This window comes from Exobacillus caeni, assembly GCF_005747095.1.
In the GTDB taxonomy this organism is placed as follows: Bacteria; Bacillota; Bacilli; order Bacillales; family Guptibacillaceae; genus Exobacillus; species Exobacillus caeni.
Genome location: NZ_SWLG01000009.1, coordinates 155,100 through 177,566 on the forward strand (window position 1 = coordinate 155,100; position 22,467 = coordinate 177,566).

Annotated in this window: 21 protein-coding genes; 17 read left to right on the forward strand and 4 right to left on the reverse strand. The window is 43.1% G+C overall.

Annotated features, from left to right (window positions below; genetic code table 11):
• Positions 1-276 precede the first annotated feature (276 nt).
• From spoIIR to FCL54_RS14510, 12 genes are all read left to right on the forward strand, one after another.
• Entirely contained in the window at positions 277-921 is a 645-nt protein-coding gene (spoIIR, locus tag FCL54_RS14455; RefSeq protein WP_138127438.1) for a stage II sporulation protein R, read from the forward strand.
• 70 nt (positions 922-991) lie between these two features.
• Positions 992-1,429 (forward strand): hypothetical protein, encoded by a 438-nt coding sequence (locus tag FCL54_RS14460; protein ID WP_138127439.1) that lies wholly within the window; start codon positions 992-994, stop codon positions 1,427-1,429.
• A gap of 255 nt (positions 1,430-1,684) precedes the next feature.
• Complete coding sequence (locus FCL54_RS14465; RefSeq protein WP_138127473.1) at positions 1,685-2,740, forward strand: L-threonylcarbamoyladenylate synthase; 1,056 nt, start codon at positions 1,685-1,687, stop codon at positions 2,738-2,740.
• A gap of 162 nt (positions 2,741-2,902) precedes the next feature.
• Positions 2,903-3,844 carry a 3-hydroxyacyl-CoA dehydrogenase family protein gene (locus tag FCL54_RS14470; protein ID WP_138127440.1) on the forward strand — a complete coding sequence of 314 codons (942 nt, stop codon included), beginning with the start codon at positions 2,903-2,905 and terminating at the stop codon, positions 3,842-3,844.
• 12 nt (positions 3,845-3,856) lie between these two features.
• Positions 3,857-4,618: an SDR family NAD(P)-dependent oxidoreductase gene (locus tag FCL54_RS14475; RefSeq protein WP_138127441.1), complete on the forward strand. Its 762-nt coding sequence runs from the start codon at positions 3,857-3,859 to the stop codon at positions 4,616-4,618.
• A 53-nt stretch (positions 4,619-4,671) separates the two neighbouring features.
• Positions 4,672-5,955: a histidinol dehydrogenase gene (gene hisD, locus FCL54_RS14480; protein ID WP_138127442.1), complete on the forward strand. Its 1,284-nt coding sequence runs from the start codon at positions 4,672-4,674 to the stop codon at positions 5,953-5,955.
• A gap of 47 nt (positions 5,956-6,002) precedes the next feature.
• Entirely contained in the window at positions 6,003-7,007 is a 1,005-nt protein-coding gene (locus tag FCL54_RS14485; protein ID WP_138127443.1) for a LacI family DNA-binding transcriptional regulator, read from the forward strand.
• Positions 7,008-7,045: 38 nt separating this feature from the next.
• Positions 7,046-8,356: a GntP family permease gene (locus FCL54_RS14490; protein WP_138127444.1), complete on the forward strand. Its 1,311-nt coding sequence runs from the start codon at positions 7,046-7,048 to the stop codon at positions 8,354-8,356.
• A gap of 222 nt (positions 8,357-8,578) precedes the next feature.
• The gene (locus tag FCL54_RS14495; protein WP_138127474.1) at positions 8,579-10,366 is read left to right on the forward strand and encodes a sigma 54-interacting transcriptional regulator; all 1,788 of its coding nucleotides are present in this window, start codon (positions 8,579-8,581) and stop codon (positions 10,364-10,366) included.
• A 154-nt stretch (positions 10,367-10,520) separates the two neighbouring features.
• Complete coding sequence (locus FCL54_RS14500; protein ID WP_138127445.1) at positions 10,521-11,717, forward strand: iron-containing alcohol dehydrogenase; 1,197 nt, start codon at positions 10,521-10,523, stop codon at positions 11,715-11,717.
• A gap of 23 nt (positions 11,718-11,740) precedes the next feature.
• The gene (locus FCL54_RS14505) at positions 11,741-13,096 is read left to right on the forward strand and encodes a GntP family permease (protein WP_138127446.1); all 1,356 of its coding nucleotides are present in this window, start codon (positions 11,741-11,743) and stop codon (positions 13,094-13,096) included.
• A gap of 21 nt (positions 13,097-13,117) precedes the next feature.
• Complete coding sequence (locus FCL54_RS14510) at positions 13,118-14,575, forward strand: CoA-acylating methylmalonate-semialdehyde dehydrogenase (protein WP_138127447.1); 1,458 nt, start codon at positions 13,118-13,120, stop codon at positions 14,573-14,575.
• Between the two features lie 379 nt (positions 14,576-14,954).
• Here FCL54_RS14510 and FCL54_RS14515 read toward each other — a convergent pair whose 3' ends face one another.
• On the reverse strand, positions 14,955-15,218 hold the full coding sequence (locus FCL54_RS14515; protein ID WP_138127448.1) for a DUF2533 family protein: 264 nt from the start codon (positions 15,216-15,218) through the stop codon (positions 14,955-14,957).
• A gap of 165 nt (positions 15,219-15,383) precedes the next feature.
• Here FCL54_RS14515 and FCL54_RS14520 point away from each other — a divergent pair, with 165 nt between their 5' ends.
• The gene (locus tag FCL54_RS14520) at positions 15,384-15,938 is read left to right on the forward strand and encodes a manganese efflux pump MntP (RefSeq protein WP_138127449.1); all 555 of its coding nucleotides are present in this window, start codon (positions 15,384-15,386) and stop codon (positions 15,936-15,938) included.
• Positions 15,939-15,942: 4 nt separating this feature from the next.
• Here FCL54_RS14520 and mscL read toward each other — a convergent pair whose 3' ends face one another.
• From mscL to hflK, 3 genes are all read right to left on the reverse strand, one after another.
• Entirely contained in the window at positions 15,943-16,395 is a 453-nt protein-coding gene (gene mscL / locus FCL54_RS14525; RefSeq protein WP_138127450.1) for a large conductance mechanosensitive channel protein MscL, read from the reverse strand.
• Between the two features lie 283 nt (positions 16,396-16,678).
• On the reverse strand, positions 16,679-17,614 hold the full coding sequence (hflC, locus tag FCL54_RS14530; protein ID WP_138127451.1) for a protease modulator HflC: 936 nt from the start codon (positions 17,612-17,614) through the stop codon (positions 16,679-16,681).
• Positions 17,607-18,569 carry an FtsH protease activity modulator HflK gene (hflK, locus tag FCL54_RS14535; RefSeq protein ID WP_138127452.1) on the reverse strand — a complete coding sequence of 321 codons (963 nt, stop codon included), beginning with the start codon at positions 18,567-18,569 and terminating at the stop codon, positions 17,607-17,609. Before hflK ends, hflC begins: the two co-directional genes overlap by 8 nt.
• 287 nt (positions 18,570-18,856) lie before the next feature.
• Between hflK and FCL54_RS14540 the strand changes: the two genes are divergently transcribed.
• From FCL54_RS14540 to FCL54_RS14555, 4 genes are all read left to right on the forward strand, one after another.
• On the forward strand, positions 18,857-19,486 hold the full coding sequence (locus FCL54_RS14540; RefSeq protein WP_138127453.1) for a low molecular weight protein arginine phosphatase: 630 nt from the start codon (positions 18,857-18,859) through the stop codon (positions 19,484-19,486).
• A gap of 33 nt (positions 19,487-19,519) precedes the next feature.
• Positions 19,520-19,960, forward strand: a complete 441-nt coding sequence (rpiB, locus tag FCL54_RS14545; protein ID WP_171016853.1) for a ribose 5-phosphate isomerase B — start codon at positions 19,520-19,522, stop codon at positions 19,958-19,960.
• A gap of 15 nt (positions 19,961-19,975) precedes the next feature.
• Entirely contained in the window at positions 19,976-20,548 is a 573-nt protein-coding gene (locus FCL54_RS14550) for a TIGR01440 family protein (protein WP_138127455.1), read from the forward strand.
• 575 nt (positions 20,549-21,123) lie between these two features.
• A complete protein-coding gene (locus FCL54_RS14555) occupies positions 21,124-22,365 on the forward strand; it encodes a serine hydroxymethyltransferase (RefSeq protein WP_138127456.1) in 1,242 nt (413 codons plus the stop codon).
• Positions 22,366-22,467: the final 102 nt, after the last annotated feature.

Sequence of the window (22,467 nt, forward strand, 5' to 3'; positions counted from 1 at the left end):
GAGACCACAAAGCGACACTTCTTTGCTCCCCCTAAAAAATAGATTGCCAAATCTATTTTATAAGAGCGTTAGCGACAAGTCTCTTGTGTTATAAAAGCTGCGTCAAGCTCGCTTGTAAGAAGCATTTATAACATAAGAGACGCCGGGGGAGCATAAGTGATACCATCTATTACTCCTCAGTTCGTCGAAATCCTTCGACTTATGTTGGAAGAAAACACGTTTGAACTCCGTATAACCTGTCCACACTGTTTGTAACAGAAAGGACGGGGAATAAAAATGAAAAAACAAGCACTTATCCATCTATTAATCTCTTTTATCATTGTTTTTACAAGCTTATCCTCAAGCCAGCCAAGAGCCTTTGCAGAACAGGATCCAAATGTTATCCCGGACGAAGCGATTCGCCTTCGCATCCTGGCAAACAGCAATTCTGATGCCGATCAATCAGTTAAGCGGCTCATCCGTGATAAAGTAAATGAATCGATCAATACATGGGTAAAGGATCTGACATCCATTGAAGCTTCACGAAAAGTGATCCGAAGCCATCTTGGTGAAATCAGCAATATCGTTAGCAATGAGCTTGAAGCAATGAACCTCGATGGCCAAAATTACAAGGTAGAATTTGCGAAAGTGCAGTTCCCTACTAAACTTTACGGAAACTATGTATATCCGGCTGGAAAATATGAGGCAGTGTTGATCACTCTAGGCGAAGGTCTTGGCGACAACTGGTGGTGTGTGTTGTTCCCTCCGTTATGCTTCCTTGATTTTGATAACGGGGATGCCGTAAAAGATGCAAACAATGAAAAAGCGGTGAATACTGAACAGGCTAAAGAAATCCAAACGGAAAAGGAAGAAGTAAAAGTAGAATTTTTCCTGGTAACTGTTTTTGATGGATTAGTAGACTTTGTGAAAAATCTATTTTAATGTAAACTGCCGGTGATATTTTTCCTTCCGATCTCATAGGTTTATAGAAATGGGAAATGGAGGGGGATCTATGACGGTAAATATCCGCAAGGCGGTCAAGGATGATAAAGTTTCGATTGCTAGAATGATAGAAAGAGCCGGTCTATTGAACCGGGAGTCTTTGCCTGATGTAGAAAACTTCCTGATTGCTGAAACGGTTGATGAAAATATTGTGGCAACGATCGGGCTCGAAAAATACGGGGATTTCGGTTTGCTGCGAACATTTGTAATGGACACAAATTATTGGGACGCGAAAAAAATGATGCAGTTTTTCCAGGTAGTATTTGATTATGGCGTGAAACAGGATTTAAAAGGGCTCTATCTACTAACAAAACGGCCATCCTTTATCTTTCAGGCGTTTGGTTTTCAAACAATATCGCAAACAGAAATCCCCACAGAAATGCTTCGTTCGAGTGCTGTTGAAAAGGCCATTATGAATAAATCTGTGATTATGTTTAAAAGCCTGTGAATAATCGAGAGAATAACTGCTAACTATCCCAAAATCTTGAATTTATCAACAGAGTTATACACAAAATCCGGGAACTTATTCACAACCTGTGAGTAATTTCTCTTTCTTTCTTTTTGAAGGGAAATCCGTTACGATACATAGTGGGAAAGTTAAACGAATTAAATAGGTAAAAAGGTACTCTAAAGGTAGGTTTTATAGGTCTTTAGCTACTGAAATGAGGCAAAAGAAAAAAGTAGGTGTTGTAAAATGAATGATATCCACACAAACGTTTGGGTTGTGGATGAAAATGTGGATAATTTAGAGAGTTGTGCACAAATAACGGAAAGTGCGGAGCTTCTGCAAAAAAATGAGGTGGTGGCATTTCCTACTGAAACAGTTTATGGGCTCGGCGGAAATGCTTTATCTGAAATAGCGATCGCTAAAATTTTTAAAGCAAAAGGACGCCCTGCAGATAATCCGTTAATTGTTCATGTTTCTTCCGTAAGCCAGTTAGATCAACTTGTAAAACACATTCCGGAGTCAGCCAGACCGTTGATTGAAGCGTTTTGGCCTGGCCCCTTAACGATAGTCATGCCTGGCGGGGCGCAGGTCGCGTCTAACGTTACAGCTGGGCTCGATACAGTAGCGATACGGATGCCAGATCATCCTGTTGCCCGAGCGCTTATCCATAAAAGCGGCATTCCACTTGCGGCCCCAAGCGCGAACCTTTCTGGAAAGCCTTCTCCGACAACAGCAGCTCATGTATATGAAGATTTAAAAGGAAGGATCGCCGGTGTCGTGGATGGGGGGCCAACAGGAGTAGGAGTTGAATCAACGGTAGTAGACTGTACGGGAGATGTCGTCACTATTCTTCGTCCTGGAGGAATTACGAGAGAACAACTGGAAGAGGTAGTTGGTAAGGTGTCTGTTGATCCAGCATTATCAAACGAAGGACAGGCCCCCAAATCTCCTGGCGTAAAGTATAAACACTACGCTCCACAGGCTCCGTTTACACTTGTTGAAGGCGATACAGAGGCGATACAGTCGCTGGTAAATGAAGCGAAAACAGAAGGCAAAAAGGTCGGGGTACTGGCAACCGAAGAATCCAAACATCATTATGATGCTGACCTGGTTATTTCCTGCGGGACAAGAAAAGACCTTGCTACCGTTGCCAATCGCTTATACGATGTATTGCGAGCTTTTGATAAAGAAAATGTGGATGTGATTTACGGCGAAACATTTCCAACTTCAGGCATGGGGGAAGCGGTTATGAACAGGCTTATGAAAGCTGCGAACGGGAGGATCATCAAGAAAGAATTTTTAGGTAATTAATGAAGTATTTCAAAAGTCATTCTTAAAGGAATGGCTTTTTTAATTTTTCTATTTTCTCGTACTTTTTAACTGGTTTTATGTTTTAACTTGAAAATATAGCGCTTTCATTGTATATTTGAATACGTATTCAAAAAGTGGAAATTTCAGAAAGTTGGTGAATAGTTGGAAAAAGTAGCGGTACTCGGGTGTGGCACGATGGGGCATTCTATTGCACTAAATGCAGCCTGGGCCGGGATAAGTGTAACAATGCAGGGCATAAGCGAAGCAGACCTGGACCAGGGATGGACGAATATGCTAAAGAAGCTGCAGATCATGCTGAATAACAATATTTTATCTGATTCAGAAGCCGACAAAATTAAAGAAAATATTAAAATAACGACTTCCGTTGAAGAAGCGGCCGAACAGGCGACGTTCGTGATTGAAGCTGTGCCGGAGGATATTAACTTAAAAGTTGAACTTTTTAAGAAGCTTGATAGTTTATGCGGAGCAAATGTCATTCTTGCCAGCAATACAAGCGGTCTAAGTCCAACGGAGATTGCCAGTCAAACGGCTCATCCAGAACGGACGGTGGTTACTCATTTCTGGAATCCAGCACATCTCATTCCTCTTGTAGAAGTTGTAAGAGGAGAGAAAACAAGTGATGAAGCAGTGGAAAGAGCTTTTGAATTATTGCAGCAAATGAAAAAGAAGCCGATCGAAGTGAAAAAAGAGGTACCTGGATTTGTAGGAAACCGCCTTCAATATGCGCTTTTTCGTGAAGCCCAATATATTCTGGAAGAAGGCATCGCAAGCAAGGAAGACATCGATGATGCAGTTACATTTGGTATTGGCCGCAGGCTGCCCGTATCAGGCCCGTTGATGTCGGCCGATATGGGAGGATTGGATGTTTTTTCTGCTATTTCGGATTATTTATTCCAGCATTTATCCTGTGCAGAAGAATCACTGCCGACTCTAAAAAATCTTGTGGAAGAAAAAAAGCTCGGGGATAAAACAGGAGAAGGCTATTATAAGTGGGATGAGGCATTTTCAAAGGAATACAACCAGAAAAGGGAAGCTGAACTTATCCGCTTTTTAAAGAAAGACTTAGGAATCGAACAAAAATAATGGAGGGGTGTTATGAAAAACTTTCCCGATCTTGAAAATAAATCGGTTATCGTGACAGGCGGAAGCAAGGGAATCGGAAAGGATATCGCCCTTTCTTTTGCAGAAAATGGAGCAAAGGTTGTCATTGTAGGAAGAGACGAAAATGCTCTGCGTCAGACAACCGATGAGCTGAAAAAAATAAACGCCGATAGCTTTTACGTATCAGCTGATCTTAATAGTTTTGCTGAAATCAAACGCATGACAGATACAGCAGCAGATTACATGGGCTCGATCGATGTACTGGTCAATAATGCAGGTATCAACAGAGCGAAGCCTGCGATGGAAGTTACAGAGGAAGATTGGGATTTGACGCTCGATACAAATCTTAAGGCGGCTTTTTTCTGTAGCCAACAGGCAGCGAACTATATGATGGCGAACAAGTCGGGCAAAATAATAAATATTGCTTCTCAAATGGCATTTGTCGGGTACTACAAACGTGCGGCCTATTGTGCCAGCAAAGGCGGAATGGTCCAACTGACGAAGGCTCTTGCAGTTGAATGGGCAACGGATGGAATAAATGTTAATGCAGTTGCACCAACATTTATTGAGACAGAACTCACTGCGAAGATGTTTGAAGACAAAGCGTTTGAACAGGATGTTTATAGCAGAATCCCGCTTGGAAAGCTTGCTGATGCAGAGGATGTTTCAAGTGCAACAATGTTCCTGTCTTCAAAACTATCCAAGTTCATAACTGGAGAGACGATTAAAGTAGATGGCGGCTGGACAGCCATTTAATTTTTAAACAATTTTGCATACGTATTCAAAAATCAATTATGGAGTGATTAATCATGGCGACTTTTTTAAAACAGGGAAAGAATGACCAGGAAGTACAGGAAGCAGATGTAAAAGTAAAAGAAGCTGTAAGCGAAGTTCTTAAAAATATCGAAGAAAACGGGGATGAAGAAGTTCGCAAGCTTTCCGAGAAGTTCGATAAGTGGTCTCCTGAGCAGTTCAGATTAACGGATGAGCAAATCCAGAACATTGTTGATTCTGTTCCAGAACAAGTTCTAAACGACATTAAATTTGCGCAGGAACAAATCCGAAACTTTGCCCAGCATCAAAAAGATGCATTAAAAGATATTGAAGTGGAAACATTGCCTGGCGTCTTCCTTGGCCATAAAAATATTCCGGTAAACAGTGTAGGTTGCTATATTCCGGGCGGGCGCTACCCGATGGTCGCATCTTCGCACATGAGTGTTTTAACTGCTAAAGTGGCAGGTGTTAAGCGTGTTATCGCATGTACGCCTCCTATCAAAGGAGAGATTCCTTCTGCAACTGTGGCTGCAATGCATCTGGCTGGTGCAGACGAAATTTTCATCCTTGGTGGAATCCAGGCAATGGGTGCGATGGCGATCGGCACAGAAACGATTGAACCGGTCGATATGCTTGTCGGTCCAGGTAATGCATTTGTTGCTGAAGCGAAGCGCCAGTTGTACGGAAGAGTAGGGATTGACCTGTTCGCAGGTCCAACTGAGGTTCTTGTTGTTGCAGATGAAACTGCAGATGCTGAAATGGTAGCAACAGACCTTCTGGGACAGGCAGAGCATGGGCCGAATTCCCCGGCTGCACTTATTACAACGTCTGAGAAATTAGCAAAAGAAACGGAAAAGGAAATTGAACGCCAGCTTGAAACGCTTCCAACAGCTGATGTTGCAGGTGTAGCATGGCAGGATTATGGTTCGATCATCCTTGTAGATAGCCTTGAAGAAGCAGTAGTAGAAGCTGATAAACTTGCATACGAGCATGTGGAGATCCTGACAGAAGATCCAAATTACTTTTTAGAAAACATGACGAACTACGGGGCGCTCTTCCTCGGTCCTGAAACGAACGTAGCATACGGTGATAAAGTCATCGGAACCAATCATACATTACCTACCAAAAAGGCTGCCCGTTATACAGGCGGACTCTGGGTAGGCAAGTTCCTTAAAACGTGCACATACCAGAGAGTAACACCTGAAGCGAGTGCCACAGTTGGGGAGTATGCTTCAAGGCTATGCGATCTTGAAGGCTTTAAAGGGCACCAGGCACAAGCCGATCTGCGTGTCGAACGCTATGGAAAAAAGGATAAGTAAAATCTGTTATAATTTCTCTGTCTATACTCAGACAGGAGGAACATGCTTTGAAAAATAAAAAAGTTACAGCTATGGATGTCGCTCGGTTGGCAGGAGTCTCCCAATCGAGTGTATCCAGGGCTTTTAGTGAAAATTCAAGTATCTCAATAAAAAAGAAAAAGATTATTCTAGAGGCGGCAGAACAACTTGGATACCAGCCGAATGCGATTGCAAGAGGCCTGATCACGAATCAGTCGCGCATCATTGGAATCGTAATGCGAAATATCCAGAATCCGTTTTTTCCGGAAGTACTCGATCGATTTTACAGCAGGCTTTCTGAAAAAGGATACCACGTTATGTTTATCAACTCGCAGAATAATGAAATACAAGAGGAAGAAGTGAGCCATTTAATCGAGTACAGTGTGGAAGGTGCTATCATTACAGATGCGCTTTTAACTTCATCTGCTGTACAGAAATTTACCCGGAATGGCATCTCGGTCGTTTTGTTTAACCGATATGTTAACGATTCCCTGAGCAATGCTGTGGTATGTGATAACTTTGCTGCCGGGAAAAAAATTGGCCACTATTTAATTGAAAAAGGACATGAGAATCTTGCCTTTATCTCCGGACCGGTAAATACATCAACAACAGTCGATCGAAGAAATGGATTCCAATCGGCTTTAGCTGAACATGGAATCACTTCCTTCTTAAAAGAAAATGGCCTTTATTCATATAGAGGAGGATATATTGCAGCTCAGAGATTACTTGAACAAGATAAAGACATCGATGCTATTTTTTGTTCTAACGATATTTCTGCTTTTGGTGCGATAGATTATCTAAGGAAACAAGGGATAAGAGTTCCCGAAGATATTTCAATAATCGGCTTTGATAATGTGGCGATGGCGGACTGGTCTTCCTACGCGCTGACAACCTGGCATCAGCCAATAGACGAAATGGTCGATTCTTCTATCGAGCTTCTACTGAATAATGTAAATGGAGAGGTACGTTCTCCTGAAATACAAAGATTAGAAGGGCATTTAGTAGAAAGAGGATCAGTAATGGATAGAAGATGAGGGAGACAAGGAAGGGTTTTCGGAAATAGGAGGATTTTATGCTTAGTATGATCGGACTGCTCGGGGGGATAGCCCTGCTGATCTATCTCACGATGAGAGGGGTGAACCTGCTGCTAGCTGCCCCTTTTGCAGCTTTTATTGTTGCAATATTCAGCGGGTTGCCAATCTTCCCCCAGTTTGCAGGAGAAGGTGAAGTCAATTTTGTAACAAATTATATGGAAGGGTTTTCAGGCTTTATCACTTCCTGGTATTTGATGTTCTTATTTGGTGCTATTTTTGGAAAATTAATGGAGGACAGCGGAGCAGCGGATAGTGTATCAAAGTGGATAATTGAAAAAATCGGTATGAAGCGTGCTGCTTTGGCTGTGATAATTGCCTGTGCGGTCTTGACATACGGTGGAGTAAGTCTGTTTATCGTTGCTTTTTCCGTTTATCCGATGGCATTAAGTTTATTTAAGGAAGCAAATCTGCCAAGGAGGTTTATACCGGCAGCACTGGCTTTTGGTTCGACCACGTTTACAATGACATCAGCAGGATCTCCGGAAATTCAGAACTGGATTCCGATAGAATTCTTAGGAACTTCCCCATATGCAGGCTGGGAAGTGAGTTTGATCGTCGCTGTATTCATGATGGTGTTCGGTTATTGGTGGCTGAAGAAGATGATAAACAAAGCGGTTCAGAATGGAGAAAAGTTCGAGGCGAGGGAAAGTGACCCGACCCTGGTACGTCAAAACCTGCCAGGTCCTATTTTGAGCATGATTCCTCTCTTGACCGTTTTAGTTATTTCTTTCATCTTCCATGACATATTGGCGCAATCAGCTCTTATCATTGCTTTATTAAGTGGTTGTATCGTGACATACCTTCTTAACCGAAAATACTTCACCAACGTGTGGGGAGCAGCTTCAGAAGGTACGATCGGAGCTCTGATTGCGATTGCAAATACATCTGCGGTAGTTGGCTTTGGTGGCGTGGCTAAGGCTACTCCTGCGTTTGCCAGTGCAGTTGATGCTATGACCAGTGTCCCGGGGAGCCCGCTGATCGGAGGGGCTATTGCAGTATCTGTAATAGCCGGCCTAACGGGATCGGCATCAGGTGGCCAATCTATTGCATTGCCGTTGCTTGCTCCACATTATCTCGATATGGGAGTCGTTCCTGAGGAGCTACATCGTGTCGTTGCAATTTCTTCAGGTTCGATCGATTCTCTTCCTCACGGAGGATATGTTGTGACCACGATTCGTGCGATTGCTGGGGAATCCCATAAGGATGCATACCCGGCATTCGGTGCTATGACTGTTATTGTACCGATACTCGGTGTTATTCTGGCAGTTGCTCTATTCACTATCTTTTAAAGGAAGATTGAAAAATGACAGCGGAGAATTTTCCCTGTCTTTTTTCGTTTAAAAAGAGTTAAGAAACGTGTTAGCTTTTTGCTTTTCTTGTGTCTGATAAAAGTCTTGTAGCTGTTCCTGGGTACCTAACGCCAGTTTATACAATAACCAGAGAGTGTTATAATTTTGAAAAAATTATAAATGATGGAGGGGTCTGACTTGCCTCAGGATTTATATAAAAATATGGATGATTTACACAGGGATGAATTATTCCAGGTGAAAAATTGGATGACGCCAGGTCCTTACTCTATTAAAACGGGACAAACATTCCGGGATGCTTCTAAAATGATGGTACAGTACCATTTGAATAGCTTGCCAATTGTAGATGAAAAAGGCCGTTTCGTCGGAATGATTACCCCTGAAAAGCTTTTAAATTACTTTGCGCAGGGAAAACAGGGAGACTCCTCGATCAGCAACATACCAAAGTCAACTTTACCAACTGTAAGACCTGATGACTCTATTATTGATGTTGGTTCTCTTCCATATGATCATTTACCAGTCACACAGGATGGCGAGCTGATTGGAATTATTACAGGCAGAGATATTTTGGATGGACTCTCAAAGTATATTTATAAACTGGAGCAACAGAAAAACTCTGCAGGGGCACTTGAGGCTATTCTGGAAAGTGCTTATGAAGGGATAGCTGTAGTTGATGAGAACGGCATCCTTCTAGAATTCAACGAAGCCTATAGCCGTTTTACAGGGATTAGCAGAGACGAGGCGATAGGAAGGCATGTGAAAGAAGTCATCGATAACACCCATCTACATGAAACGGTGAAAAGTGGAATTCCCGAAAGAGGAGTTTTGCAGAATATCCAGGGGCACGATATGGTCGTCCATCGAATTCCGATCTGGAAGGAAGACAGGGTTGTCGGAGCAATCGGAATGCTTATTTTTGAAGGTGTGACAGAGGTCTATAAAATTTATGAAAAAATACAGAGAGACCATGGCCAAAATTCGGAGAAATCATTTTTAACGAAACAAAAGGAAAGGGACAGCAGGATCACACTTGACCAGATTATCGGTACGAGTGAGGGGATAGTCGAGGTCAAGCGACTTGCAAGAAAAGCTGCCAGAACGGCGGCAACCGTTCTGGTTACCGGCGAAAGCGGGACGGGGAAAGAGATGTTTGCAAAAAGCATTCATCATTTGAGCCCTTATTCCAATGGGCCGTTTATCAGCGTTAACTGCGGTGCCATTCCTGAACACTTATTCGAATCAGAATTGTTCGGGTATGAAGAAGGTGCTTTTACAGGGGCAAAAAAAGGAGGGAAGCCTGGCAAATTTGAATTGGCTAACAATGGGACGATCTTTTTAGATGAAATAGGGGAGATGCCTCTTGTGATGCAAACCAAGCTCCTTCGCGTTCTGCAGGAAAAGGAAGCTGAAAGGGTGGGCGGCGTAAAGAAATATAACATTAATGTAAGAGTGATCGCTGCTACCAATCGTAACCTGATGCGGATGGTGGAAGAAGGGGAGTTCCGGGAAGACCTTTTTTATCGATTAAATATTATCCAGCTCCATATCCCGCCTCTTCGGGAACGAAAGAAGGATATTCCAGTCTTATTGATTCATTATTTGAAAGAAATATGTGAGCGGTATCATGTTCAACAAAAGTTGTTCACATCTGAAGCGGTAAAGGCTTTTGTTCATCATAAGTGGAGAGGGAATATTCGAGAGATGGTCAATACAGTGGAACAACTGGTGACACTTGTAGATGGTAAAGTGATAGACTATCATCATTTGCCAGATGTTTTGAAACAGGATGATATCCAGAAGGAAAAGGCGAGCCGATTACCTTCATCAAAAAGTTTAATAGATGAAGCAAAATCTCTGGGCCATAAGCGGGAATCAGAATTGATTAAGGAAGCAATAAGGAGAGCGGGAGGGAACAAGTCAAAAGCTGCTGACCTGCTGGGTATCCACCGGACAACCCTATACCAGAAGTTAAAAAAACACGGAATTTCTTAAAAAAAGTGTAGTGGTCAATCTACAAAAAAACTACATATGTAGTGTAGCGGCTACACTCTGGATGCTACAAAACACTGATTATAAGCGGATTCAAAGTTGGCACACTTCTTGCAAACAAATAAAGTGACAGATTTTAAAAGGGGTGGAATGTTCAATGGAGAATTCAGGAGTTTTCCGTGTGCCTGAAGCGATCTTCTATGGAAGGGGCTCACTTGAAAAGGTTGGGCCAGAAGCGGCACTAAGAGGGAAAAAAGCGTTAATAATCAGTGATAAAATCATGGACCAGCTCGGATATGTCAATGAATGCCTGACCCATCTTGAGAAAGAAGGGGTGCAACATGAAGTTTATCTAGGAGTAGCATCAGAGCCGACCGATGTGTATGTTGCAGAAGCATTGGAACTTTTCCAGAATCAACAGTGCGACATCGTGGTCTCTGTTGGAGGCGGAAGCTGTATTGACACGGCTAAAGCGATCGCAGCCCTGGCGACTAACGGAGGATTTATAGGTGATTATATGGGTGGGGAAAAACTGGCTAACAATGCTCCAGTCCCGCACATTGCGCTACCAACAACAGCAGGAACGGGTTCTGAGGCAACAGACGTAACCGTCATCACAAATTCGTCCAATGATGTCAAAATGATGATCAAGCAGCCTGCCTTTATGCCAAGTGTAGCCATTGTGGACCCATTGTTGATTGTTTCTTCTCCCAAAAGTGTAACTTCTGCAACAGGAGTAGATGCGCTGAGCCATGCGGTTGAAGCCTATCTTTCACAAAAAGCTCATCCGATGACAGACGTAATGGCTGTATCGGCTATGAAGCTAATCATTAAGAATATTTTAACCGCTTACAATGATGGTGAGAATATTGACGCTCGGGAGGAAATGAGTCTAGGATCACTTAAGGCAGGCATGGCGTTTTCAAATGCTTCCGTTTGTCTGGTCCATGGAATGAGCCGGCCGATCGGGGCACTGTTCCATGTTCCGCATGGAATCTCTAACGCTATGCTTTTACCGGCGGTTTTAGAGTTCAGTAAAGAAGCATGCATCGATCGGTTAGCCGATATCGGCAGAATTTTTGAACCGGATAATAACAGTCTTTCCAACGAAGAAGCAGCTGATGTTGCAGTAACGTCTATCAAGAACCTTTGTCAAAAGCTAAATATTCCTAACTTAAGAGATTATGGTATTGACCGGGAGGCGTTTCAAGCTGCTGTTGAAAAAATGGCAGCGGACGCGATTGATAGCGGAAGCCCTGGCAATAACCCGAGAGTGCCGAATCATAACGAACTGACAGAGCTTTACCATGTTTGCTATGATTATCAATTTTCCTCTGAAACAGAGAAAGTATAAAAGGGACAGGGGGGAATGACAATATGATCGGAATGCTAGGGTTAATCGCTTCGTTGCTTCTATTAATGTATCTAACGATGAAAGGCATCAATATTATAGTCGCAGCCATCATCAGTGCAATCGTAGTTGCACTTACCGGAGGGCTGAATCTTGAAACTGCCTTAACAGAGCATTATATGACAGGTTTCACAAACTATTTTTATTCCTGGTTCTTAATCTTTTTACTGGGAGCAATTTTTGGGAAAATAATGCAGGTAACAAAAGCTGCTGATAGTATTGCTAATTGGGTAAAAGACACTCTTGGGCCTTCGAGGGCTGTATTCGCGGTTGTAGCTGCAGCTGCGATTATGACATATGGCGGAGTGAGCCTGTTCGTTGTAGGGTTCGCTGTTTATCCGATTGCTGTATCGCTTTTTAAGCTTGCAAATCTGCCGCACCGTTTTATCCCGGCGGCTTTAGTGTTCGGATCAATATCCTTTACGATGACAGCGCCAGGTTCTCCAGAGATTCAAAACTTGATACCGACAGAATTTTTCGGTACGAAGCCAACTGCAGGCGGGTTTATCGGCGTTTTAATGGCACTGGTCATCATGGTCATTGGCAGCTTGCTGCTCAGCAGGATGGTGAAAAAAGCAGTCCAAAACGGAGAAACATTTTCATTGCCTAATAAGTCCTCGAATGTGGCAGCCGATGAAACTGCTGCTGCCCTCGAAGCCGAGGTGATGATGCAACGGCCAGCAACAGAACCAAAGGGGAAAGAATATCCACATATTATACTGGCGATTTTACCGTTAATGACCGTTATAGCAATGTTAAACACAATTGCCAATTTCACTTCTTCTACGGCCGCTGCCCTGGTTTCATTATTCAGCGGAATCGTTCTGGCGTGTGTTTTAATGTTCAAATATTTAGTTGGATTCTGGGAAGCACTTGCAAAAGGTTCTCAGGATGCTTTAGTGGCCGCAGCAAATACATGTGCGGTAGTAGGATTCGGGAGTGTTGCAGCCCAGGTAGCCGCTTTTGATACATTTGTAGATGCGCTGGTTAATATTCCGGGACCGCCGTTAATGGGATTAGCCATAGCTGTTACTTTAATATGCGGTATTACTGGCTCTGCTTCAGGTGGCCTTGGGATCGCGCTGCCAATCCTGGCGCCGATGTATATGGCTCAAGGTCTGGATCCGGGAGCTATGCACAGGATCTCGGCACTTGCATCAGGCGGACTTGATTCACTGCCGCATAACGGCTATGTCGTAACAACCATCAGAGCTATCTGTGGTGAAACCCATAAACGGTCATATGGACCGATCTTTATTCTTAGTGTAGCAATGCCGACTATTGTGTTAGTCCTTGCAGTTATCTTATATTCCATTTTCTAATCATGAGAGGAGATTTTAATTATGACTACGACAGCAACGAAAGTATTGAAAAACTTTATTAACGGTGAATGGGTGGATGCCAATACAGATAAGTTCGAAGCGGTACCAAACCCTGCAACTGGAGAAGAGCTTGCACGCACGCCGATTTCAACTCGTGAAGATGTTGATAACGCAGTTAACGCAGCAAAAGAAGCGTTTAAAACATGGAGCAAAACTCCAGTTCCGAAAAGAGCTAGAATTCTGTTTAAATACCAGCAGTTATTAGTAGAAAACTGGGAAGAGCTTGCAAGATTGATCACTCAGGAAAACGGTAAGAACTTTAAAGAAGCCTATGGTGAGGTGCAACGTGGGATTGAATGTGTGGAGTTTGCAGCTGGTGCGCCATCCCTAATGATGGGTAAACAACTTCCAGACATTGCTACCAACATTGAATCAGGAATGTACCGTTATCCTGTCGGTGTAATCGGCGGTATTACTCCGTTTAACTTCCCGATGATGGTTCCATGCTGGATGTTCCCGCTCGCTATTGCATGTGGCAACACATTTGTATTGAAGCCATCTGAAAGAACACCGATCCTTGCTAATCGCCTCGCTGAGCTTTTTGTAGAAGCGGGTCTTCCAGCAGGTGTGTTCAATATCGTTCATGGTGCCCATGATGTCGTAAATAGCCTCATTGATCATGAAGATGTTCCAGCTATTTCATTCGTTGGTTCTCAACCTGTTGCAGAGTATATCTACAAATCAGCGACAGCAAACGGAAAACGTGTCCAGGCTCTTGCTGGAGCGAAAAACCATTCTATCGTATTGTCAGATGCGGATATGGATAGTGCTGTAAAAGAAATAATCGCGGCTGCTTACGGGTCTGCAGGAGAAAGATGTATGGCTTGTTCCGTTGTAGTTGCGGTTGACTCCATCGCAGATGATCTAGTGGAAAAACTTAACGAAAAAGCAAGTGAGCTGTCGATTGGTAACGGTCTGGATGAAGATGTATTCCTCGGACCTGTCATCCGCCAGGAAAACAAGGACCGTACAAGCAGCTATATTGAAATCGGAGAAAAAGAAGGGGCGACGCTTGTCCGAGATGGCCGTAAAGATGAAGCTTACCATGAAAAAGGATATTTCGTTGGGCCAACGATTTTTGACAACGTAGATCCGTCCATGAAGATCTGGAAAGAAGAGATCTTTGCACCTGTCCTTTCCGTTGTACGTGTAAAAGATCTTGAAGAAGCGATTGAGCTTACGAACAAATCGGACTTCGGAAACGGTGCATGCCTGTTCACGGACAGTGGAAGCAGCGTCCGTTACTTCAGAGAAAACATCGAAGTGGGAATGCTTGGTGTCAACATCGGTGTACCAGCACCAATGGCCTTCTTCCCATTCTCCGGATGGAAAAATTCGTTCTATGGAGACCTTCATGCCAACGGAACTGATGGAGTTGAATTCTACACAAGAAGGAAAATGCTAACTGCTCGCTGGTAAAAATAAACATACAAAAATGAGAAGTGCTCAGCACTTCTCATTTTTTGTTGGTATTTATATTTCTCAAAAACTGCAAAAAAGCCAGACATCTTATGTAACTATTACTAAACGTAAAAGAGTTACTATTAAAGGACATCTGTTCCGTTATTCGAGCCAAAAGTAAAGTTATAAAAAAAATAAGGACATTGATTCCGTTATTTACCCTATCAACGTCCAGTTTGATATGATTTTAAGTAAATAGCGGAACGTATGTCCTATAATTCTTCAAATTGATGTTTAAAAGACAAATAGAGGACTCAATGTCCGATAAAATAATTATTCGCTTTTTTTCTTCAGAGTTCTCGGAACTGCTTAATCCTTTAAGGTCAGCTTTTACAAGTTACCTTCCGTACTTTTTCTCTGTGTATTCCTCGATCATGTCCTTTGTTACATGCTTCCTTGGTGGGACGACACCTTCGCGAGCAAGCTCGTTGATCTCTGTTGTGACATCATTAATCTCATCTACTGAAATAGGTTCGTTCTCACGGCATCTTTTCACCGCTTCATCAATCAGTTCTTCTCTTTTTTGATCGAGCTTCACAAACATTCTGACGATCCTGTTCTTTTGGTCCAGATGGTTGCTTATATCTTTGTGTACACTCATAGTTCGGGCCTCCAGCTCTATATTTTTTGAAAAATTTGTTTGAAAAAAAAGGTGTACTGTACGATTCCTTAATTAAGACAATCTTAAACTATTATTGCCTCTTTCATGTCTAATTTCAAGTGGACTTGCATAAAGTGGAGTAGCAAGTCCTCAGGAGGAGATGGCATGGAAGCAATCGCATTAGTCGGTGAATTGATCACATTAAGCATTATGGCGTTTGCGCTTGGAATGGATGCATTTTCTGTTGGCCTGGGCATGGGGATGCTCCCGCTAAGGCTTAAACAAATTGCCAAAATCGGTGTTGTTATCGGCCTTTTTCATATGTTGATGCCATTGGGGGGAATGCTCATCGGCCATTTTATTTCAGAGTATTTCGGGGCGATCGCAACACTTGTAGGCGGTACCTTGTTATTATTATTAGGATTCCAGATGATCGTCTCCTCCTTTGATAAAAACGAGGAGCCTTTTGTTACACCGGTCGGTTTCGGGATGTTGGTGTTTGCTGTAAGCGTAAGCCTCGATAGCTTTTCAGTAGGTCTGAGCCTCGGGATTTATGGAGCCAGGATGCTGCTTACAATCTGCTTGTTTGGCTTTTTTAGTATGATTTTAACATGGGCAGGCCTTTTGATGGGCAGAAAATTTCAACACTGGCTTGGCTCATACAGTGAACTTCTGGGCGGAAGCATCTTACTCGGATTCGGTATTAAGCTATTGATATAAAATATTACTCTTCGGGAACCGGCGCCTGCTGTGGAAGGTGGGAAGTACATTCCGGACAGCGGACGGCATCCTCTGGAATTGAGGACAGGCAAAACGGGCAATCCTTTTCAGCAGGTGCTTCTTCTTCGTTGTGATAGACCTTTTTCCATTGTTTGACGAGAAAATAAATAACGAGTGCGATAATAAAAAAGTCGATTACATTATTGATGAATTGCCCGTAATTGATCGTAGGTGCTCCAGCTTCTTTTGCCTGGGCGAGTGAATCGTAGTGTGTATCTGTCAGGTTGATGTACAGCTTGCTGAAGTCTACTTTTCCAAGCAATAGTCCGATCGGCGGCATGATGATGTCTTCTACGAGGGAGTCAACGATTTTTCCAAAAGCTGTACCGATCACGACTGCGACTGCGAGGTCAACGATGTTTCCTCTATTGGTGAAATTTTTGAATCCTTTAAGCATGTTAAGGGCTCCTTTCAGGCGGTATTATTTTAATACCTCTAGGAGCTAGAGTTTAAAACTATATTGGTCATTTTTGCTCTCCAGGCGGCTCGTTTAGTTTTCGGCTTCTTACATGCGAGCATGACGCTTCCGAAAGCTAAACGAGCCTTGTCGCTGGCGCTCTTATAAAAAAGATTTGGCAATCTTTTTTTTGGGGAGAGCAAAGATGTGTCGCTTTGTGGTCTTATTTTTTTAAAACTTTAATAACAATAAAAGCGCCCTCCGATGTCGAGGACGCTTTTGCTTATTCTGTGTAGCCCATGAGCAGTTTTGCGTATGGGGAGTTTGCTGGCAGCATGATGACTGTTTCATCGTTGATCGTTGTTCTGTAGGATTCGAGTGTCCGATAGAGATCGTAGAACTGCGGATCCTGGCTGAACGCTTTGTTATAGATTTTTGCTGCTTCTCCTTCACCCTGTGCTTTTATGACTTCAGCATCTGCGCTTGCTTTTGCCATGATGGTTTCGACGTTTCGGTCTGTCTCTGCCTTGATCCGGTTTGCTTCAGCTAACCCTTTTGATAAGTACTCCTGGGCTTTTGATTGGCGTTCAGAAATCATCCGAGTGAAGACGGATTGTTCGTTCGCGTCAGGCAGGTCGGTTCGTTTCATCCGCACATCGGTAAGCACAACGCCGTATGAATCTCGTTCAAGCAGTTTGTTCACTTTTTCCCTCACCCGGTCGTTCAGGCTTCCGCGAGAAGATTTTTCATCATTAATAATTTCTTCATACTCCAGGTTACCAAGCTCAGAGCGGATAATGGAGAAGATGAATTCCCCCATCTTTGCTTCGGCGTTCTCTATTGTACGTGCATTTTGAATCATATCTTCAGGATTGTTAACTTTCCAAACGGCATAATTGTCTACGATCATCCGTTTTTTATCTTTCGTTGTCACTTCTTCTGCTGCTACGTCATAGAGCATCTGGTATTTCGGAAGTGTCGTCGTAGATTGGATATACGGGATCTTGAACTTAATTCCCGGTGAGTTTTCGATGCTTACGACATCCCCAAACTGGCGGACGACCTTGTACTCGCCTTCTTTTACAATAAACATGCTTCCAAAGATTGCGCCAAGAAGGAGAAGAAGCAGGATAATGACAATACCGCCTTTATAAACGGTTCGAAAGTTGATCTTCTTCATTTTTTCTTCGATCGGGGTCACATTGTTATAATTATCCATTCTTCTCACTTCCTTCCTTTTTCGTTTCCTCTTTCTTTTCCTGAACCGGATTAATCGGAAGGTATTTCACCGTATTGCCGGCATCATCAGTAATGTAAATTTTACTGTCAGGCAGCACATCATCAAGTGTTTCCAGGATGAGTCGCTGTCTTGTTACGTCCGGGCTGGCCTTATACTCGTTGAACAGCGCGTTGAAGACTGCGACATCTCCGCGTGCTTCCTCGATGCGGGCCGCTTTTGTTCCTTCCGCCCTTGAAATGATCGCATCTTTTTGACCCTGTACTTCGTTTTCTTTCTGGTTGGCATACTTTCTCGCTTCATAAATCGTAGTTTCCATCTGTTCTCTTGCATCGACAACGTTTGTAAATGCTTTTCTTACTTCGTCGTTCGGCAATTCAACATCCTGAAGCTTTGTATCAAGAATAGAAATGCCGATATCATAGCGATCGATCAATTTTGTTAAAAGCTTGCGGACATCGCCTTCAATACGGGCTTTTCCGGAAGTGAGCGCTTCATCGATTTGGTTTGTTCCGATCACGCCTCTAAGAGCTGCTGATGTTGCGTTGTATAAAATCTTCTCTGGCTCATCGGAATAGTATAAATACTGTTTTGGATTCGTTATTCTCCATTGGACAACCATGTCGACAAGAACGATATTTTCATCCCCTGTCACCATTTTCGTTTCCTCTGGATATTCTACGATCTTTCCTTCCTTTTCATCATAGCCAAAGGTTAAGCTAAAAGTTTCCCTTGGTAAAATATCAACTTCCTGAACAGGCCACGGCAGTTTGAAGTGCAGGCCGGGTTCACTGATTTCTTCATCTACTTTACCAAAAGTAGTAATGATCGCCTGTTCTGATTCATCCACGGTATACCAGCTCGTGATAAAGATAACTACCAGAATGGCAAAGGTAATGATGGCACCGATGAGAATCGAGATTTTTTTTGTTGTCACAAGGCTTCCCCCCTAAAAATTACGTTACCGTTATTTACGTATGTATTTTAAAAAAGGTTTCAAAATGATTACAAGACTATTACAAATGCTTCTTACGCTCATTGTAGTAGGGTAGAAAAAAGAATAAAAGGTTTAATTGTTTCCATTTATACCTGCATCTTTTTAGCGCAATTTTTACTGTAAAATGAAAATGGTTTAACTCTGTAAAAATAGAGAAAATTAAAGGGAGAACGCTGGATTTCTGAACGGCAATCTCCCATAATAAAATTAGAAAGGGTGAGGACAGGGTGAAGGTGTTATTTATTTGTACGGGAAACACGTGCCGCAGTCCGATGGCAGAAGCCCTGCTGCGCCACAAATCTAACGGAAAGTTAGAAGTAAAGTCAGCCGGCGTTTTTGCCCAAAATGGCAGCAGCGCGAGCCAACAGACGATTCAAGTTTTATCCGAGAACAGCATCGCCTGCCAGCATCGATCACGACCACTGGATCGATCGCTTGTAGACTGGGCGGATCTGCTTTTGACGATGACCGAAAACCACAAGGCGATCCTTTTAAGGGATTATCCTGAGGCAGCTTTTAAGATTTTTACACTAAAAGAATATGCTTTGAACCAGAGCAAAAGTGAGAGAGCTTACCAGGAGTTCCATGAAAAGTATGCAGAGCTTGAAACAAAGAGGGCGGGGTTCCTCTATGAATTGGATAAGAAGAATCTTTCCCATGCTGAGCGGGAAGAAGAAATAGAAGCATTCCAGAAGAAGACCAGGCCGGAGTTAGTAGAACTTTTGCAGCTTGAAAAGAATCTTCCTGACCTTGATGTTTCCGATCCGTTTGGCGGCCATGTTGAAGTTTACCGCGAAACCTATGAAGAGCTAGACCAGTTAATAGATGAATTGATTAAAAAGTTCGAAAAAAAATAATCCAGGGAAACCAAACTAGATGGAGGGATCATGATGAAAGTAGCGATTGGATCAGATCATGCAGGAGTTAAAATAAAGGACGATATAATCAATGTCATTAAAGAAATGGGCCACGAAGTAGAGGATGTTGGCTGTGACTGTGATTCATCGGTCGACTATCCGGATTATGCCCTTCCGGTTGCCGAAAAAGTTTCAAACGGGGAGGCAGATCGTGGCATCCTTATTTGCGGAACAGGAATCGGCATGTCGATTACTGCAAACAAAGTAAAGGGCGTACGTTGTGCGCTCGTCCATGATCTTTTCAGTGCAAAGGTTACCCGCCTTCATAACGATTCCAACGTGCTTGCGATGGGAGAGCGGATCATCGGGCCTGGCCTGGCAACAGAAATTGCGAGAGTTTGGCTTGAAACGGAGTTTGAAGGAGGGCGCCACGAAAGACGCGTAAACAAAATCAAAGAATACGAAAACCAGTAGGAAAGGGTTTTTTAAATGGAAGGATTAGATCTAAAAGAAGTTAGCAAGCAAGTACGTCAGGCCTTAACAGATCTACAAACCTACGCTTCCTTATCCAGCAGGCACCTGTTAGTCATAGGCTGCAGCTCCAGTGAAGTGATGGGAAAACATATCGGTACAGCTGGAACAGAAGATATTGCAGGAGCTGTATATGAAGCTGTAAAAGATTTTCAAGAAGAAACAGGCGTAGAACTGGCGTTTCAATGCTGTGAACATCTTAACCGCGCACTTGCCGTGGAAAGGGAAACAGCTTACAACAGAGGATATGAAATAGTCGCAGCAGTTCCAACAAGGAAAGCAGGAGGATCGATGGCTGCCTATGCTTTCAGCCAGTTTAAAGACCCGGTTCTTGTTGAATTTCTCAAAGCGGATGCAGGAATCGATATAGGCGATACGTTTATCGGCATGCACCTGCGACATGTTGCCGTTCCTGTTCGAAGCTCGGTAAAACAAGTAGGCCAGGCCCACCTCACAATGGCCCGTACAAGGCCGAAGCTAATCGGTGGCGAAAGAGCCTCATATCCATCGAAAAACGATAATTGTTTCTAAAGCAGGCTATTATTCTGACGTGTGCTTCAAATTTCCAATGAGAAAAAGTAACGGATCCTGCAAACTTGCAGTTGAGATGACCTATTTGCCCGAAGGAAGATTATAGGGCATATATTCCGCTATTTAATTAAAAATAGCTTTTTTCACAAAATATAGGTCTTCTGTTCCGCTATTTCCTGGAAAACAGGAAGAACAAGCCCCGAAAAGCTAAAATAAAGGATTATATGACCTAAAAAAATGAAATGAAGCAGTATTTCTTGATTTAGCGGAACAGATGACCTATAACGGACCAGGTGGAAAAGGGAGTTAGATCTTAGGGGTCTAACTCCTGTTTTTTTTAGGAGCGAAGCGGCAGCAAATCAAGTGGGAGTTACGTTCACATGTAAAAAAACACTGTCTGCATCAAACTCTCCAGAGATCAAAATAATCCCTTTGTCAGCAGTTGTCAAAAAACTCCAATAAGTCTGTTGTACCAGCCAAACAGAAGTGTGATACTATATAAAGAGTTGAAAAATCACTTTAAACATGTGTATACATAAACACATCATTACTGTGTTCGATGAAAGGGGATTCGTATGGAAAAACTAGCGAAACAAGATGAGCAGCTTTTTAACGCAATCCAGAATGAACTAGGCCGTCAACGTACAAAAATTGAGTTGATCGCTTCAGAGAACTTTGTCAGTGAGGCGGTTATGGAAGCGCAGGGATCAGTCCTAACAAACAAATATGCGGAAGGATACCCTGGCCGTCGTTATTATGGCGGATGTGAATACGTTGATGTTGCCGAAAATATCGCAAGAGACCGCGCGAAGCAGATCTTTGGCGCTGACCATGCAAACGTGCAGCCTCACTCCGGTGCACAGGCAAACATGGCAGTTTATTTTACTGTGCTCGAGCAGGGAGATACTGTGCTTGGGATGAACCTTTCCCATGGCGGACATTTGACCCATGGAAGCCATGTGAACTTCAGCGGTATCCAATACAACTTTGTTGAATATGGCGTAGATAAAGAAAATCAAAGAATTGATTATGATGATGTTTTGGAAAAAGCAAGAACACACCGACCGAAGCTCATCGTTGCAGGAGCGAGCGCTTATCCTAGAGAAATCGACTTCAAGCGTTTCCGCGAAATTGCAGACGAAGTGGATGCGTACTTAATGGTTGATATGGCGCATATCGCCGGCCTTGTTGCAGCTGGTATTCACCAGAATCCTGTTCCGTATGCGGACTTTGTTACAACGACGACCCATAAAACCCTGCGCGGCCCTCGCGGAGGCATGATTCTTTGCAAAGAAGAATTCGCGAAGAAAATCGATAAATCTATTTTCCCTGGAATCCAGGGCGGTCCTTTAATGCATGTAATCGCTGCTAAAGCGGCAGCATTTGGGGAAGCGTTGACGGATGAATTTAAGGAATATGCTAAAAAAGTGGTTGAGAACGCGAAGCACCTTGCATCTTCCCTTGAAAAGGAAGGCATTCAGCTCGTATCGAACGGTACAGATAACCATCTGGTGCTAGTAGACCTGAGAAGCCTTGATCTAACAGGAAAAGCTGCTGAAAAAGCACTTGACGATATCGGCATCACGACGAATAAGAACACGATTCCGTTCGATCCGCAAAGCCCGTTCGTCACAAGCGGACTTCGCCTTGGTACTGCAGCAGTTACCACGCGTGGATTCGGAGAAAAGGAAATGGAAGAAATCGCTTCAATCATGGGACTTGTCCTAAAGAACATGGATGACGAAAAAGTAATGGAAGAAGCGAAAAAGCGTGCGGAAGCTCTGACTGAGAAGTTTCCATTGTATCCAAACCTATAAGAGGTAAACGAGGCTGGGACATAACTAGCCTGAAATAATTAAAAATGGTTCCGATCATCGGTTTTTGATGATCGGAACCATTTTTTGTTGGATTGTTTCTAT